Genomic DNA, 14,823 nt, shown 5'->3' with positions numbered 1-14,823 from the left:
ATATTCCTACTGTAATAAATTTTTATAGAAAGAAATTTATTCTATTTAAGCAATTTTGAATCCATATTATTAATTACATATACTGAATATTATAATTATATTCAAGAATACATATTATCCAGCTAGCTCTACGTTAGTTATCTGCCAATAATCAGCATAGTAAGTGTAGTTAATACAAATCTTATGCCTTAGCATATAAGCAAAATTAAGTAATTGTGCCGTATCCTTATCCTTAGCTGTAAATGACCAGTCATTGCTTCCATTATTATTATTTCCTGCTACGTCAACAATACGGAATCTATAATTTCCATTATCCAATTTAATGCTTTTAACATATACTGAACAATCGTTAACTACATTATTATTTGCATAAGAAAAAACTGGAAACAAAAAGCTTAGTCCAATAATTACTGCTATAATTTTTTTCATATTCATACCCATCCTTAGTTGTTAATCAATTGTGTTTATTGCTGTAATTGGTCTATAAGCATTCGCATTTGAATAATTATTATAATCATACTCAACATGTAATGATTTTTTTTGCGTATATACTGTAAAAATATATAACAAAGCATCATTTGATTTTTTCAGGTGATAATATGAATACATACCAGCAGGAACCCCGCTTAATTTAAGACGAATATACCCAGAGGTTGCACCCCCAGAGTCATATCCGAAACTTTCAATTTTCACCTTATCTAATGTATAAAAAGAATCGCGTGAGTCAACATCACTGGCTGATGCGAAATTTATAGAGAATAGAGCAAGACAGAATACAACGACAGTTTTAATCATAACCACCCCACTAATTAAATATTTAGAAAAGAGACAAAAAGAACACCATTTAATTCACTAATTACACTTTTTTTAAATTCAGAATAAGCCACACTTTTACACTCCATACTTTTCTTAAATAAATTATTACAGCCATTAATATCAGGATCAAAAAATATTCCTACTGGCTCATCATCATAGTCACCAAAATAATAAACAGGAAGATTATCAACAGACTGAGATGGTATTAAATAACCAGAATTAATTGATGGTGATGTTTGAATGTAATGCACATTAAATCTCGTACTATTATCAACGCTTACAATTCGGCCATTAACATTTCTTAATTGCCCAGCCAGTACTATTTGGCTAGAATTAATATTTCCCCGACTTGCATACTCAAGCTGCCAGTTAAATCTTGTATAAAAATTTAAACTTTGATTACTGATAGACTCAGATATATTATGATTGGTAGCAGCATTTAGTAGTGAATCATTTACACTATAAAAATTATTATTTGGAACTATTAGATACAACCATGATTCATCACCCTCAATAGGCATAGTATCAGCAGCTATCTGTAACGCGGCATCCAAACTTGATGTAGTAGATATCAATCCATCCGTATGGTTCCTTGATGTATCACCTACAAGATGATGCAGTAATTCTGTATTACTACCCCATGTATGAAATCCATTGGTAAAAATATCATTAGGACTTCTTGAGTCCACTCGATAAACCACTTCAGGTAAAATAGGGTTGGCAAAAGAGGGTGGCGCACTTATTACAGCGATAAAAACGAATAAATAACTAAAAAATTTATTCATAATATTCCTTATTTTAATATCAGATGTTTAAATATATTCCCTTGTTTAAATATATTCCCATGTTTATATTAAATACCTTTGCCTCCTTTTTTTGTTCTGACATCAGCCTTGTGATTGATATATAAATACATAACAATAGAAATAGTTATTATTGTAATAACTAAAAATAATGAATGAAGTTGATAAACTCCAGATAACAAAAAACCCCGCCGAAGCGAGGTTTTGAATAAGCTGTTTGAAGCAATCCGACATACCAAAAATTAGGGATCGTCGAATAGATAAGTAATTTTAAAACACTTAAGCAATATTTTTAATATCATAATCCATAACGCAAACTTAATGCCTTAGGATAAGGGTTAAAATATTTTTGACTATCCAAGTAACTATCCGGATATTCAGATAAATAATGTATTATTAATGTTAATGGCGCTAATAAAGGTTGTATTCCTTGACGATATTCTAGAATTAACTTACTCAATGCTCGCCTTTGATTTGATGTTAAATGACTTTTAAAATAACCTTGGATATGCATAAGCACATTAGTATGATTACTTCGAGTAGCTTGATGTTGCAACAAATTCATAAATTTATTTCGATATTCATTAAAATAAGAATCAATTGATTCCCATTCTTTGTTATTTGATACAAAGCGACCAAGTTCTCTGTAAAGAGGTTGAGAGTGAGCTAATAAAAGTAATTTATATCGAGCATGAAAATCTATTAATGAATGACGATTAAATGAGTTTTCCCTTAACTCATTTAGCTCATGAAGAGCAAATACTCGTATAATAAAGTTTTCTCTAATATGAGGATCACTTAATCTGCCATCTTCCTCGATAGGCAGCCAAGGCATGACCTTTATTAATTGCTTAGTAAAAAGACCTATTCCAGATTTTTTATTGCCATTACCAGTAGAATCATAAACACGAACCCGCTCCAAACCGCAACTTGGTGAGTTTTTACATACAATATAACCACTTAAGTTAGAAACCTTGCTTAAGTATTCAGCTGAAAACCTCTCCATATTTTCAGTTAGGTCACCCTCTTGACCATTGCTATACTTGAGTCTAACGCTATTTTGTTTAGATTTAACCAATCTCAATGCAGGTCTCGGTGTAGATAATCCAATAGACATTTCTGGACATATTTGTCTGTACTCAAAATAATTTGATAATTCATCCACAGCAAAATGAAAGCGCTTATGACCACCATCAAATCTAACCTTATCACCTAATAAGCACGAACTAATCCCTATAGTGATTTTTTTATCTAAAGCGTTACTAATATCACTAGAGGTAAGAATATTAATCATCTTCACCACCTTTATGAAATCACTTACATAACAAAATTAATATATAGTAACAATTGATTTTACATTAGCAACATTGATTATTATTATTACAAATAATATCATACATTCTAATAATCAGATAACAAAGCCCGCCTAAGCAATATTCAAAATAAGTTGTGCAAAATAAAACTATCCGGTAATTCCGGATGGTTAAATTTTAACCCATCCATTAGCCGAGTTCGGATTTTAGATACAAAAAAGCCCGATATCTCTATCAGGCTTTCAGTTACTTCAATTGATATTTCTGGCATACCTTGATCGTTGTTATCAATATCACTGCTACATTATATGAATAGCGAATGTAGCAGGAGTCTATTAGTCAGAAATAAAACTTAAAACGGATTTTTTGTTGAAATACCAATTTGTAAACGGTCTAAAGGCTCTCCAAACATACCAGCCCAACCATCAAATCCTGATATTGATGTTCCATCATCACAGCAGACACCTAGCCATCCACTTCGAGCTGTGGTTTGAGAACGATAGTAACATTGAGAAAGTGTTTTTCCAGCTGGTGTAGTGTAATAGATTTGTACACCATCAATAGCTTCTCCTGGATTCCCTGCACAACCATTGTAAAGATCATTGGGATTACCCTGCGTTACCCATGATAACCAACCACTTTTAGCGGAGTGGGTGCGATATTTCACCGTACCTTGATCAACTTTAATATATAGCATGTCATGTTGATTATAAGGAAGACCAGCAAATCCATTAGAATCAACATTATTAAAGTTTGTAACTTCACCTAACCAAGAGCCGCCAAGAACCCGCAACCCATAGTGAACATTTGTCGAAAATTCTATAGGTGTAGGATTAGGACCTGGATTTGGTGTGCCTGATGGGCGCCAAACTTCATAATATTTAAATCCATCATAGGTTAAATAATCTCTGTTCAGCGTAATATCTTGTATCGCCGTATTTTTTTCACCTTGGGTATAATAACAAGTCGAGGTGATATTTTTACCTCCACCGCTAATAACCCCCGTATGCCCACCAGCACCTCCAGATTCAGCCATGGAGTTACCACAAGACAACAGAATAATATCTTCGTCCTTAACTTGATTCAGATTAGAACCACTTGAATTACCTGTTAACACACGAGAATATCCACATTTTGCCAAGTAACCACCCAAAGTCACGGTATTATAGACATATTGAAAAGGTACGCCGGTAGATTCTTTTAAGGCAATAACAATGCTACCAGAACAATCTGCTGTACCATCAGTACCTATTCTGGAACCATCCATAGAATAGGTAATATGTCCTCTATGCTTATTAAACCAATCGATAACTTTTACTTTTGGTGTTGGATTTACACCTTGAAGTAAATTATACCAATATCTCGCTTGTTGGGCACGGGCTGGTTGATTTGGATTAGCCGGTCTTTCATAATATTTTATGAAAATATTCGCCAAATTTTCAGGGGAATCAGTGCTTACTTTAAATTGATAAAATGTCATCGATGGACAAGAAAATTGTTGATTATTTTTAACTTCCCATTCAATCCGCTTACACTGGGAAATGACATCACGATAGTCTAAGCCATTTGATTTAGCCCAATTAATGAACTTAGTTGCAGGTGTCCATTGTACAAGCCCATAACCGCCATTCATATTGCCGACAATATCACCTTCCCATCTATCAGCAATGATCCCACTTTCAGATTGCATATTGCCAAGAAGAGCGGCTACAGCGGTTTTTGACCATCCACACCCAATTAAGTAAGTCCAAATTTGTGTTGCTGTTTCTTTTTGTCCCATAATATTTTTATCCTTCCTAGATTAAACAATAACGTTTTCGTTTTTGATTTGATGCCAATTTACTGGCGATATACTTCATTTAGATAGTATTTATTTACTTTGCTACAAGCTTTACGGTAGTTGTCATTAACACTCCTTATTTATAAATTAAAGAAAACAAAACTTATTAATTAAGTATAGAAAAAAATCATTACTTAACTAAATTTCCATTGTCTAAATTCAGATAACAAAAAACCCCGCCGAAGCGAGGTCTTAATCGATAGGATGCGTAACACAAAATCTACTCTTATCACACTAACATTGTTTTTGCGTAGCGCACTAATACTTTTTTTGAATTAATAATTCCGGGTGATTCCATTACTTCAATATCCATCTCAAGAGGAACATTTAACATAGCTAAACAGCCTTCAATGAATCCCTCAGCCACTTGCATTTGCTGTCTAATACGTCCCTCACTCACTTTCCATGATTTAGCAATACGACGTTTTGATACCCCATAAATATAATGAGCAACAATTAATTCCAACTCATCTTCTTTTCTAGTTCGTTTTAAATGGGTAATTACACTATCAATTAATAATCCGTCGTCATCACTACACGCAATACGTGAACTAGATGATGGAGGTATTAGACCTTTAAACCCTGCAGCTATTGATGAGTAATCCACACTATTACCCTCATTTGCTGACCATGCTCCCCAACGCGATAAAACTTCCTGCATATCTCTCATGCCTAATACTCCTTGTGCCGTACACACGTTAAATAAATGCACCGATACCTAATGAGCGGTTTAAAAAATGAAATAACAATTCGAGTTGATTACCGTGAGTGGCTTCCCATTGTTTTGGGTCACGGTGTAATTCGTCATGATGAATACGACATAATGGAATGGTGAATAAGTCGTGAGCCTTTGTGCCCATTCCTCCCATGCCATGACCAATAATATGATGCGGATCATCAGCCTGTTGCCCACACACGCAACACGGTTGAGTTTTCACCCATTGGAGCCATTTGGTATTTTCCCAACGTTGCATTTTAGGTTTCAAAAGAAATGACGCTGGTGGCTCAGGATCGACAATAACGTTAATCACCGGCTTTATCGTATCTAATCGCGTATTCATGGCGTCTAATGCTGATACTTCACCAGGAACAATATCCGCTTCAGGAAAACCGCCATGTACTCTGCGTTCTTTGGATTTCTCTGGCCAATCTAATATTCGACATAATATCGCCTCAGGTAATTCATCAACCAATTTATGCATTACGGCAAAGGTGAAAATGTCAGGTATCGTTAATTGATGAACGCCATCTAATCTCAAACGGCTACGTATCGTATCTACAATCCAATTAATACGATTTTTACGCGCTAATTCAGCCACCCATTCAGCGGATGAATGCCGAATATGATTATCGTGATACCAACATGTGCGAATGACGCCTGCTTCATGGAATGTCGTCACTAATTCGTGGTGGTGATAATTATCTTCATCATTATTGACCTGACAGCAATGAATATGACGGGCAACCCATGAGTCCATCGGGGCGTATTTATCCAGAGTGTGAATGACTTTTTTGCTATTCAAAAATTGAATGATGTATTGATTATCCAGCAATGGCTGTTCATCGCCGACTAACGCGCCTGAGGGCAAACCATCTAAACTTTTCGGTACCTCACTAATAATCACCCGACGGTGATGTTTAAATTGCTCAAGCAACTCAATACCAGGCTTAAACAAAACAACGCCAAGCTCTTTTTGAATGTACGGTGTTAGCAATAATTTCATGCGCTCACCTGTTTATTTAGCATCACCATACGGATCAGCTCATCCGTTTTACTCTCAAAAAAGTGCGGTTGTGTTTCACGAGGATTATTCGGGCTTGTCATATTCTTCCCAAACTGACAACCTCTAGCCGTTACAGACCAAAACTCTTTCACTTTGTTGGCGGTTTTCGTGCTTGGTCGTGATAAACGCTCAACAATACCGAGTTCGGCTAACCGCTTAAATGCCTGTGGTGCAGAAATGGGTAAATTATGTTTTTTTATCAATGTTGATAAAGCGACTGTTGGACGGCTTGAACCATCCATAGACCCATTTGGCGCATCAATCGCATAAACAGGCGCTAATTCAGGCAATCCCGCCATTACTTGTAATTTTTGATAAGCGCCTAATTTTGATGAATTCGAGAAGTTTAAACTTTTAGACATGGATTCCAGCAATATCACCCCGGCTTGCACTTTATCACTGATTTTTTCTTGGTGTTGCTGTGTCATTAACGCATCAAAGGTACGAATGACTTTTAAATGAAAAGACGCACTGATCCACATTGCGTAGGCATACACTAATTCCTTGCAAACATAAGTGCCTTGGTTATATCCACCAGCCACGGTAACAATAGGCGCTCCTGTGATCTCAGGAGCGGTGGAAATTTCATCAATTAACTCTTTAGTTTGAGCTAATGAACTCCAGTTTGACGGTTGGTGTCGTTTTTCTCCCCCTGATACGCGATGTAAATCATTTAAACAATAACGACCCGCGATATCTCTACGAACCTGAAAACCATCAATAACAATTAATCCATTCATGCTATTTCTCTCCACTTTTACTCGTGACCGTACATCACGTTTTTATTAAATGGGCGAATAATAATTTCTAATTTTCCACCCTTTACGACTTCCATTAACATCACATCCATGTGTTTTACTTGCTGATCATCTTCCCAAATACCCGCATGGGTTAATGCGTCAAAGGGGGCTTTTAAAAAGTTATCGATGTCTCTGCGCTGTTTTGTCGGAGGATATAAGCGAACCAGGACAGAAACATTTTCTTTAATTGCTTTCGGTTTTTGTTTTAGCTGCTCATACACAGACGCTATGGTGTTAATTCGAAACTTTCGTCCTTTTTCACTAATTAACGTTCTACCTTTAATATTTCGCCAATAAGCGTTAACACTGGGTGGAAATGGCAACGTTAGGGTTAATTCAGGCATAAGTCCCCCACAACCCAATAGCCAGCATGACAACAAACCAGAAACCAACAAACAGCATGTATTTAGTGAGCATTGTTCATCTCCCTTTTATCCCAAGCTTTCAACGCTTCATCAGCGTTATTAGCAATAGGACCTCTTACCGCACGTACTAATGAGTCATACGGCTCTGTGGGTAATTTCCCCATTAATGCAAAATTAGAGGTGGCATGCTTTACCCATTTGAGAGTGGGAAGTCCTCGTTTTTTGGCTTTTTGAATATTGAGTTTTTCAAGATAAATAGATTCACCACATTTACGCTCTTCAATCATGGCGTGATATATACTTTCAGCTGTTTCAATGACTCTGTAACGTAATGGTCGTTCTTCGCTAACTTGGGTTAATGCACCTAGATTGTGAAGATAAGCTAACGCGCGAGATGCTCCCCCTTGAGTGGTATCTAAATCACGAGTAACAAGATCTCGATCTACCAACTCACCTGTTTTGTACAACGCCAAAATTTGCTCTGTGATTTTCATGCAACACCTCGCAATACAAGCCATTTCGCTTGTTCAATACATGTCTTACCGATTTGTTCTAGTTCGCTACGTTGAATGTAATCAAAGCGTTTACCCACCCATGTCTTATCAAATAGAACAATCGCACCGGCAAAAAATGCCCCTGTTGGGGTTTGATCTTGGCTTGATGGTATAAACCATTCGGGGACTTCAAACCCGATACGCCCACGGATAAAGCAAATATGATCTGCGTTTTCTGGCCACCATGTTTCGGATGTTGCTACTTTTAGCAAAAATACATATCGCCCCCCTTTTTCGCGCATCGCTAATGCATGATCCATAATGTGTCGAACACCCGTGATAGCTTGTTTTTCATGATATGAACTACGCGAATAAGGCGGATTAGCGAAAGCTGAACCGCCAATTTCTTTCAGTTTTTCCGACCAATCTTGAGTAAGCGCATTATCCTCAACGGTGTAGAAATGCGGACATTTGCTGTTTTGCTCATCCGTAAATAAATCGAGCGTGAAAGGTCCATAGAGTGAATTGATACCCCAATATAGGTTTTCAGGAGTACACCATTGGTCACCAATTTCCTTTAATTTATGAGCAGATTGGCTTTTTAATTCCTGTAATTTCAGTGCGTAATCAATCATTGCTGAGCCTCCTTGGCAACTTGCTCTGTCGCTTGTTTCCAAATACCACGAAATGAGGCTAAACCCGCGACTTCACTCATACGACCAAGACCATTTTTCTTTGCTTGCTCGACAGCTAATGTTTGAATGCGATTCTCTGGCTTCCACCCTGATGTGAACATTTTTCTAAACGTTTCATCACGTTCAACCGCGTTGATCTCGACGGCCACTTCTCCAGGTTTTAACCATCGACCATTAGCACATTCAGGACGTCCCGCATCTCGCCATTTAATCGCCTTATCTTGATATTCAATGCAATTTTCAGGAATAAATAACGTTTTAGGGCGTAAGTAATCCTGCATTTTTGGATCTTTCTGCCATTTAGCCGTGAGATAATCGATAATTAACATCAGGTCATCAGGAGTAAAACCTTCCGCTAAACGCGCTTTGATGTGACCCGTTGTGGTTTTTCCTTCACGGTATTTAGAATTTGTGATCTGATTAAAATAATTTAAAACTAATTTTTCAGGACGGTTGTCGGGTTCAGTAGGAACCTGACAAGAAGAGTTAGTCTCTGTTGTATTCTCTGAAGTAATCTCTGTTGTATTCTCTGTAAGATCAGGCCATTTTGACCCGTTCAGAACAGCGCATTTTGAACTGTTTGACGGTTTCAATTTGCGCTTATCGATAAGGTCATTTTGAACTGTTCGATTAGATAAGTTATCACCGTTCGATTGGGTCATATTGACCTCTTCGGTCAGCAGGTGATGACCGTAATTAATGGCATAATAATTTGTGCGGTCATGATTCGATTTATTGATTTGCTCAATACGTAAAACACCCTGCTTTTTCAAATTAGTAAAAGCACGCTTTATCGTTGATTCAGAGAAAAATGGAAATTGATTTTTCCACTCTTCAACCGTGTTATAAATCCAACGTGAACCGTCATATTCCACACCTGACGTGGTTTCAGTTAGCCAATATTGAATTTGCTGTAACAACATTGCCTCATTTAAACCTAGGCGTACTGCTAATTCAGGAATAACGACTAAAGGGCGACTTTGTAGTAATAATAAACTCATCTTGCCACCTCATTACTTAACACGAGTGTACTTCTCTCTAAATCGTTGCACGGGTTCGCATTGCGGATCATCACAGCCATCAAGCATAAAAATGACGCGCTGTTTTTCTCTGTCATAACGAACAACATGAACAAGTATCCCTCGTGGATTTCGGTAATATCGGTCAAGGTTATTTGGGTTCTCATTGCTCATGACCTCGCTCCTTGCTGAGAAAATAAAAATCAGCCCATGGTTTTTTAAGTGACTGTCTATCTACCCAATCCGTGTTGTGTGGGTAGTTGTTTGATTGCTCGTCAGACGCTATGATTTCTACATAGCGAAATGACTGACCACCTGAGACAGGTAAACAACGGAATTGCTTTTTAGGTATAAAATGCGCTAATCTACTCATGCTTATTTCTCTTCACACAATTGAAATTGGCAACCCGAAGCCAGAGGCCGTACACCTTTGGCTTCACCCTTTTTAAAGCCCATCATTATTTTTTCTTCCTATGTAATGTGATAAATGCAGTAACAAATGCGCGACCACTGGCAATAACTCTGTCGAGTATTTCGTTAAGCTGTTTTTCCTCATGAGAATCAACAACGCCATCCTCAAGACTTTTTTCTAAATAAATAGCCAACTCACCTTGTTTTGCCCCGACTTTGCTATGCATACGAAACAGTTCAGGTTCATCCAATTCATCCGCTTTAATACGTTCCACCAGCAACATTTCGCTTTCTCGTGCAACGAACTCAGCAAATAACACGGTTTTAGAAATATCTTGCATGGCTAACAGCTCGTTTAAATCAAATGAGCGACAACCGTTTTTTTCATATAATTTGTTGTTGAATGAAGTGAGCGACATGCCCAATGCCCCCGCCATTGCCTCACGCCCACCAGCTGTCACATCACACATTTCTTTCACTACTTGTTTTATTGATTGATTGCTCATTTCCTACCACCATTGAAAAATTCTTGTAGTTAACTGTGTTAAACGGGTTTGTTATTGTATTAATTAGTAACTATTGAGCTAATAACTCACTTAATTCAGGATAAATATCTTGAGCACGAACTTGGTTTCTTGTTGCTTTTACAACTTTCACAACATATTTAGAATCCATTCCACCACCATGAAGCCAACGCCATACAGTAGGTTGAGATACTCCACATAAGGTAGCCAACTTCTGTTGACTTCCAACAATGCGGATTGCTTTCTCTATTGCTTGGTTTTTCATAAATAACCTCAAACGTATAAAAGATGAATAAATAATAGCAATGAGTATTAAGATATTCAATAGCAATTGCGATTTGATTTTTAATACTCAAACTTATAGATTTCGTGACATGAAAACGACAATTGCAGAACGCTTAAAATTAGCGATGAAATCAAGAGGAAATATGACGCAGGCTGCTTTAGCAGAAGCGTCTGGAGTTGCTCAACCTACAATTTGGAGATTGGTAAATGGCAATGCAAAAGGATCTTCAAAATTAGTAGATATAGCTAATGCTTTGGCAGTCAACATTGATTGGTTGGCTAATGGAGTAGGTGAAATGGAATCTCCTAATTCAACCCCACAATATAGAGCTGATAGATCTCTAGAGATTCCTGTATGGGATGAAAATGGGTTTACAGGGGAATTTATATTATCTCCAGTTGGTAAGGCTCTAAAATCATACAAAGCATATATTCTTAAAAAGAATAGTGGTTGTTCGGAAGCCCCTGCGGGCAGTATCGCTATAGTTGACACTCAATTACAACCAGGTACAGATGATCTGGTAATAGCTCAAATAGGTAACTCTTTTTCTGTTTATAAGTTCCTTGAAGGTGGAGCTCAGGGGTTCCTTGCAGTTGATGATTCACGTGTACCATTAATTGATATTTCATCAAGTACTTTACATGGTGTTATTGTTTTTCTAGTACGTGATTTTAGAAGATAGTCTTCACATTTTGCCGTGTTAACGGCTATCTTTTTATAAGAACCTACTCCTACCCTTTCTAAGATCTCCACCATTTCATAATCCTTTAATATGTCATAACCACTGTTTATACATACAGCTTCTAACTATAATGCAAATATTATTTATCAAAATCAAGCTATATCCTCTCTAAATAATCAAAATACTTTAAAGTATTAAATGTAGTTAAAAAGATTTAATTTCCAATATAATCAAACATATAAAACAAAGGCAATAAAAAATTAAAAATAGCATTTGCTATTATCAATACTCATTGCTATATTTTATGCATATAGCATTTTGAATTTTTAGTGTGTTTTAGAGAGAAACGATCACCGCCGAACCAGTAATCATAGCGCCAGATAATTTCACTGATGATGATATTGCTAAATGGATGAAAGAAAAATTGTCGTCGATAAAAGTTCTTGGTGAATTAAACGCAAGACGTGAAGAGCTGGTGGATAAATTATCAAAACTGGATGCTGAAATAGACGAGTACAGAATCAAAGGCGCTATTCATATCCAAAGTAAATGATTTTTATGTGTGAAGAGAACGTGTGAAGAGAAATAATGGCTGGTTGAGTCTTTTACCATTAAAAGGGGTTATGGTGATAATGTTCTGTTCAGTCAGCCATTTTTATAGAGTTAGTTTTAGGATTGGTGAATGCTAAGGCTGATTAGCAGTGGACACTTAACCCACGCGGATACTTGCACAACAAGACCGAAAGTAGGAGATAAGCACCTACCACCAATCACTAAAACTAACTCAATAAGCAAGGGTACTGGCATTATTTATGAAATGTCTTATCAGGATTATATCAATCCGCTAGTGCCCTTTCTTATTATGTGAAGTGCAAATTCATTTTTATTTTTTAATTAGCAACACCAGGGAAATTTAATCTCGATTAATTCGAGAGGGGATCTTATTACCTAAAAATTGTGTGGAGAGAATAATGTCTTATATTGCAACCGCTACAAATAAACATTTCTATTATCTCGATGTACGGCTCGAAGATATAGATATTCAAGATATAGCCAGTGGTCTTTCTAATGAATGTCGTTTCAATGGACAACTTGATAATTTTTATTCTGTTGCTCAACATTCTGTATATACCAGCTATTTAGTTGCGCCTGAATTTGCACTAGAAGCCCTACTTCATGATTCCAGTGAGGCTTATGTCAAAGACCTACCATCACCGCTTAAAAAGCTACTACCTGACTATAAATTAATTGAGTTGCGTATAGAGAAGATGATCCGCAAAAAGTTTGGATTACCTGAAACTATGTCTAACGAAGTTCATTTTGCAGATCTAATGATGTTAGCCACAGAAAAGCGTGATTTAGATATCGATGTAGGTAGTAACTGGTTAATGCTTGAAGGTATTCCAGCAAGTGATTTTGTTGTTAATCCACTCACACCACAACAAGCAAAAGCTCTATTCCTACGTCGTTTTAATGAACTTTATAAAGAGAAAAAAAGCTAATAACCACCAGCATTAACTAATATCTATTTAAACTGTGTACGGACAGTGTGGAGAGAAAATATGCAAATGTTGACTTTAGAGGAGTGGGCACAAGAAAGATATAAAAGTCGCCCACCAAAGTTAGGAACGCTACAACGATATGCTCGTGGTGGCCTGTTCTACCCACCAGCAAGGAAAGAAGGTGGCATTTGGCGCGTGAGAGAAGATGCCGATCTTGTCGGTAATTTGACATCACCGGTTATCAATAATAACGATAACCCTATTTTACAAAGGATCCTCAAAGATGGCTGCCAGACCTCGTAAAAATAACGTCAATATCCCTAATCTTTATCCTTTATTTAGTCGTAAAGCTAACAAGGTTTATTGGCGTTATCGCCATCCTGTAACAGGTAAATATCATGCCCTCGGTGATAATGAAGCCGAGGCGAAAGCAATCGCTATTGAAGCTAATACAAGGTTAGCGGAACAACGTAGCCGACAAGTTATGGCTATTGGTGATCGGGTGGCAAAAATTAAAGGTAAGGAAATAACGGTTAATACTTGGTTAGATAAATACTGGGCTATTCAAGAAGAACGTTTAAAGGAAGGTGATATAAAACCGAATACTTATAAACAAAAAAGGAAACCGGTAGATTTAATGAGGCAAGCCTTATCCATGAAACCATTACCCGCAGTTGATGCCAGAGATATTGCTGAAATTCTTGATGAATATAAATCTAATGGCCAGCACAGAATGGCACAAGTTATTCGTTCTGTTTTAATTGATGTGTTTAAAGAAGCACAACATGCAGGTGAAGTTCCTCCTGGTTATAACCCTGCCCTCGCCACTAAACAACCGAAACGAAAAGTAACTCGCCAACGCCTTAATTTTGATGAATGGAAAAAGATATTTGAGATTGCTGACAAACAACATCGTTATATGGGCAATGCTATGTTACTTGCACTTATTACAGGCCAACGATTAGGTGATATTTCCGCAATGAAGTTTAATGATATTTGGGATGACCATTTGCATATTACTCAAGAAAAAACGGGTACTAAATTAGCTATTCCATTATCACTACGTTCTGAACAATTAAATATGTCATTACGTGATGTTGTTGCTCGTTGTCGTGATCGGGTTATTAGTCCTTATCTTATTCATTACTTTCATACCACTTCACAATCCAAACGTGGTGAACAAGTTACTGCAAATACGCTAACGACTAACTTTAAAAAGGCGAGAAATAAAACGGATATTGATTGGGGAGAAGGAACACCTGCAACATTTCACGAACAACGATCTTTATCTGAAAGGTTATATAGAGCACAAGGTGTAAATACTAAAGATTTACTCGGTCATAAGAACCAAATTCAAACAGATAAATATCATGATGATCGAGGAAAAGATTGGATAAAAATCGTGATTTAATTGCTCAAATTTCAGTTGGTTTTGATAATTCGTTTTGATAACTTTTTGATAACCATTTCAAAATTGACAATAAAAAAC

Annotated in this window: 22 protein-coding genes; 6 read left to right on the top strand and 16 right to left on the bottom strand. The window is 36.8% G+C overall.

Annotation, left to right across the window (positions count from 1 at the left end; all coding sequences use genetic code 11):
• Positions 1-114: 114 nt before the first annotated feature.
• From M983_RS15145 to M983_RS15070, 16 genes are all read right to left on the bottom strand, one after another.
• Entirely contained in the window at positions 115-429 is a 315-nt protein-coding gene (locus tag M983_RS15145; RefSeq protein WP_157091977.1) for a hypothetical protein, read from the bottom strand.
• Positions 430-450: 21 nt separating this feature from the next.
• Positions 451-795, bottom strand: coding sequence for a hypothetical protein (locus M983_RS15140; RefSeq protein WP_066752809.1), 345 nt, complete (start codon positions 793-795; stop codon positions 451-453).
• Between the two features lie 14 nt (positions 796-809).
• The gene (locus tag M983_RS15135; RefSeq protein WP_066752806.1) at positions 810-1,601 is read right to left on the bottom strand and encodes an enterotoxin A family protein; all 792 of its coding nucleotides are present in this window, start codon (positions 1,599-1,601) and stop codon (positions 810-812) included.
• Positions 1,602-1,917: 316 nt separating this feature from the next.
• Entirely contained in the window at positions 1,918-2,913 is a 996-nt protein-coding gene (locus M983_RS15130) for a YbgA family protein (RefSeq protein WP_066752796.1), read from the bottom strand.
• Positions 2,914-3,284: 371 nt separating this feature from the next.
• On the bottom strand, positions 3,285-4,712 hold the full coding sequence (locus tag M983_RS15125) for a phage tail tip lysozyme (RefSeq protein ID WP_083954615.1): 1,428 nt from the start codon (positions 4,710-4,712) through the stop codon (positions 3,285-3,287).
• Positions 4,713-5,001: 289 nt separating this feature from the next.
• Entirely contained in the window at positions 5,002-5,442 is a 441-nt protein-coding gene (locus tag M983_RS15120) for an antiterminator Q family protein (protein WP_066752793.1), read from the bottom strand.
• Between the two features lie 28 nt (positions 5,443-5,470).
• The gene (locus tag M983_RS15115) at positions 5,471-6,496 is read right to left on the bottom strand and encodes a DUF968 domain-containing protein (RefSeq protein WP_066752790.1); all 1,026 of its coding nucleotides are present in this window, start codon (positions 6,494-6,496) and stop codon (positions 5,471-5,473) included.
• The gene (locus M983_RS15110; RefSeq protein ID WP_066752787.1) at positions 6,493-7,296 is read right to left on the bottom strand and encodes a KilA-N domain-containing protein; all 804 of its coding nucleotides are present in this window, start codon (positions 7,294-7,296) and stop codon (positions 6,493-6,495) included. The genes M983_RS15115 and M983_RS15110 overlap by 4 nt, the downstream gene beginning before the upstream one ends.
• Positions 7,297-7,313: 17 nt before the next feature.
• The gene (locus tag M983_RS15105; RefSeq protein ID WP_066752784.1) at positions 7,314-7,700 is read right to left on the bottom strand and encodes a RusA family crossover junction endodeoxyribonuclease; all 387 of its coding nucleotides are present in this window, start codon (positions 7,698-7,700) and stop codon (positions 7,314-7,316) included.
• A gap of 62 nt (positions 7,701-7,762) precedes the next feature.
• The gene (locus M983_RS15100; RefSeq protein ID WP_066752782.1) at positions 7,763-8,215 is read right to left on the bottom strand and encodes a hypothetical protein; all 453 of its coding nucleotides are present in this window, start codon (positions 8,213-8,215) and stop codon (positions 7,763-7,765) included.
• Positions 8,212-8,850 (bottom strand): phage N-6-adenine-methyltransferase, encoded by a 639-nt coding sequence (locus M983_RS15095; RefSeq protein WP_074388185.1) that lies wholly within the window; start codon positions 8,848-8,850, stop codon positions 8,212-8,214. The genes M983_RS15100 and M983_RS15095 overlap by 4 nt, the downstream gene beginning before the upstream one ends.
• On the bottom strand, positions 8,847-9,911 hold the full coding sequence (locus M983_RS15090) for a conserved phage C-terminal domain-containing protein (RefSeq protein ID WP_066752779.1): 1,065 nt from the start codon (positions 9,909-9,911) through the stop codon (positions 8,847-8,849). Before M983_RS15090 ends, M983_RS15095 begins: the two co-directional genes overlap by 4 nt.
• A gap of 12 nt (positions 9,912-9,923) precedes the next feature.
• The gene (locus tag M983_RS15085) at positions 9,924-10,103 is read right to left on the bottom strand and encodes a DUF4222 domain-containing protein (protein WP_066752776.1); all 180 of its coding nucleotides are present in this window, start codon (positions 10,101-10,103) and stop codon (positions 9,924-9,926) included.
• Positions 10,093-10,302, bottom strand: a complete 210-nt coding sequence (locus M983_RS15080; protein WP_066752772.1) for a hypothetical protein — start codon at positions 10,300-10,302, stop codon at positions 10,093-10,095. The genes M983_RS15085 and M983_RS15080 overlap by 11 nt, the downstream gene beginning before the upstream one ends.
• Before the next feature lie 85 nt (positions 10,303-10,387).
• On the bottom strand, positions 10,388-10,846 hold the full coding sequence (locus M983_RS15075; RefSeq protein WP_066752769.1) for a YmfL family putative regulatory protein: 459 nt from the start codon (positions 10,844-10,846) through the stop codon (positions 10,388-10,390).
• A 70-nt stretch (positions 10,847-10,916) separates the two neighbouring features.
• A complete protein-coding gene (locus M983_RS15070; protein WP_066752765.1) occupies positions 10,917-11,129 on the bottom strand; it encodes a transcriptional regulator in 213 nt (70 codons plus the stop codon).
• A 109-nt stretch (positions 11,130-11,238) separates the two neighbouring features.
• On the opposite strand from M983_RS15070, the gene M983_RS15065 reads away from it, so the two are divergent.
• The 6 genes from M983_RS15065 (at position 11,239) to M983_RS15040 (ending at position 14,745) form a co-directional block, all read left to right on the top strand.
• Entirely contained in the window at positions 11,239-11,832 is a 594-nt protein-coding gene (locus tag M983_RS15065) for a helix-turn-helix domain-containing protein (RefSeq protein WP_066752763.1), read from the top strand.
• Positions 11,833-12,256: 424 nt separating this feature from the next.
• Positions 12,257-12,385, top strand: coding sequence for a hypothetical protein (locus tag M983_RS18010; RefSeq protein ID WP_281180125.1), 129 nt, complete (start codon positions 12,257-12,259; stop codon positions 12,383-12,385).
• Between the two features lie 129 nt (positions 12,386-12,514).
• A complete protein-coding gene (locus M983_RS15055; protein ID WP_066752759.1) occupies positions 12,515-12,700 on the top strand; it encodes a hypothetical protein in 186 nt (61 codons plus the stop codon).
• A 103-nt stretch (positions 12,701-12,803) separates the two neighbouring features.
• A complete protein-coding gene (locus tag M983_RS15050; RefSeq protein WP_066752757.1) occupies positions 12,804-13,334 on the top strand; it encodes a hypothetical protein in 531 nt (176 codons plus the stop codon).
• Between the two features lie 60 nt (positions 13,335-13,394).
• On the top strand, positions 13,395-13,637 hold the full coding sequence (locus tag M983_RS15045; protein ID WP_036894694.1) for an excisionase: 243 nt from the start codon (positions 13,395-13,397) through the stop codon (positions 13,635-13,637).
• Positions 13,618-14,745, top strand: coding sequence for a site-specific integrase (locus tag M983_RS15040; protein WP_066752755.1), 1,128 nt, complete (start codon positions 13,618-13,620; stop codon positions 14,743-14,745). The genes M983_RS15045 and M983_RS15040 overlap by 20 nt, the downstream gene beginning before the upstream one ends.
• Positions 14,746-14,823: the final 78 nt, after the last annotated feature.

Source organism: Proteus myxofaciens ATCC 19692 (assembly GCF_001654855.1).
In the GTDB taxonomy this organism is placed as follows: Bacteria; Pseudomonadota; Gammaproteobacteria; order Enterobacterales; family Enterobacteriaceae; genus Proteus; species Proteus myxofaciens.
The sequence above is the reverse complement of the archived record's forward strand: the minus strand, read 5'-3'. Positions and strand labels throughout refer to the sequence as shown.

What these genes read in the sequence shown, in the direction of transcription:
- M983_RS15145 (WP_157091977.1), bottom strand. Translation starts at nt 429, where the DNA reads ATGAAAAAAATTATAGCAGTAATTATTGGACTAAGCTTTTTGTTTCCA.
- M983_RS15140 (WP_066752809.1), bottom strand. Translation starts at nt 795, where the DNA reads ATGATTAAAACTGTCGTTGTATTCTGTCTTGCTCTATTCTCTATAAAT.
- M983_RS15135 (WP_066752806.1), bottom strand. Translation starts at nt 1,601, where the DNA reads ATGAATAAATTTTTTAGTTATTTATTCGTTTTTATCGCTGTAATAAGT.
- M983_RS15130 (WP_066752796.1), bottom strand. Translation starts at nt 2,913, where the DNA reads ATGATTAATATTCTTACCTCTAGTGATATTAGTAACGCTTTAGATAAA.
- M983_RS15125 (WP_083954615.1), bottom strand. Translation starts at nt 4,712, where the DNA reads ATGGGACAAAAAGAAACAGCAACACAAATTTGGACTTACTTAATTGGG.
- M983_RS15120 (WP_066752793.1), bottom strand. Translation starts at nt 5,442, where the DNA reads ATGAGAGATATGCAGGAAGTTTTATCGCGTTGGGGAGCATGGTCAGCA.
- M983_RS15115 (WP_066752790.1), bottom strand. Translation starts at nt 6,496, where the DNA reads ATGAAATTATTGCTAACACCGTACATTCAAAAAGAGCTTGGCGTTGTT.
- M983_RS15110 (WP_066752787.1), bottom strand. Translation starts at nt 7,296, where the DNA reads ATGAATGGATTAATTGTTATTGATGGTTTTCAGGTTCGTAGAGATATC.
- M983_RS15105 (WP_066752784.1), bottom strand. Translation starts at nt 7,700, where the DNA reads ATGCCTGAATTAACCCTAACGTTGCCATTTCCACCCAGTGTTAACGCT.
- M983_RS15100 (WP_066752782.1), bottom strand. Translation starts at nt 8,215, where the DNA reads ATGAAAATCACAGAGCAAATTTTGGCGTTGTACAAAACAGGTGAGTTG.
- M983_RS15095 (WP_074388185.1), bottom strand. Translation starts at nt 8,850, where the DNA reads ATGATTGATTACGCACTGAAATTACAGGAATTAAAAAGCCAATCTGCT.
- M983_RS15090 (WP_066752779.1), bottom strand. Translation starts at nt 9,911, where the DNA reads ATGAGTTTATTATTACTACAAAGTCGCCCTTTAGTCGTTATTCCTGAA.
- M983_RS15085 (WP_066752776.1), bottom strand. Translation starts at nt 10,103, where the DNA reads ATGAGCAATGAGAACCCAAATAACCTTGACCGATATTACCGAAATCCA.
- M983_RS15080 (WP_066752772.1), bottom strand. Translation starts at nt 10,302, where the DNA reads ATGAGTAGATTAGCGCATTTTATACCTAAAAAGCAATTCCGTTGTTTA.
- M983_RS15075 (WP_066752769.1), bottom strand. Translation starts at nt 10,846, where the DNA reads ATGAGCAATCAATCAATAAAACAAGTAGTGAAAGAAATGTGTGATGTG.
- M983_RS15070 (WP_066752765.1), bottom strand. Translation starts at nt 11,129, where the DNA reads ATGAAAAACCAAGCAATAGAGAAAGCAATCCGCATTGTTGGAAGTCAA.
- M983_RS15065 (WP_066752763.1), top strand. Translation starts at nt 11,239, where the DNA reads ATGAAAACGACAATTGCAGAACGCTTAAAATTAGCGATGAAATCAAGA.
- M983_RS15055 (WP_066752759.1), top strand. Translation starts at nt 12,515, where the DNA reads ATGCTAAGGCTGATTAGCAGTGGACACTTAACCCACGCGGATACTTGC.
- M983_RS15050 (WP_066752757.1), top strand. Translation starts at nt 12,804, where the DNA reads ATGTCTTATATTGCAACCGCTACAAATAAACATTTCTATTATCTCGAT.
- M983_RS15045 (WP_036894694.1), top strand. Translation starts at nt 13,395, where the DNA reads ATGCAAATGTTGACTTTAGAGGAGTGGGCACAAGAAAGATATAAAAGT.
- M983_RS15040 (WP_066752755.1), top strand. Translation starts at nt 13,618, where the DNA reads ATGGCTGCCAGACCTCGTAAAAATAACGTCAATATCCCTAATCTTTAT.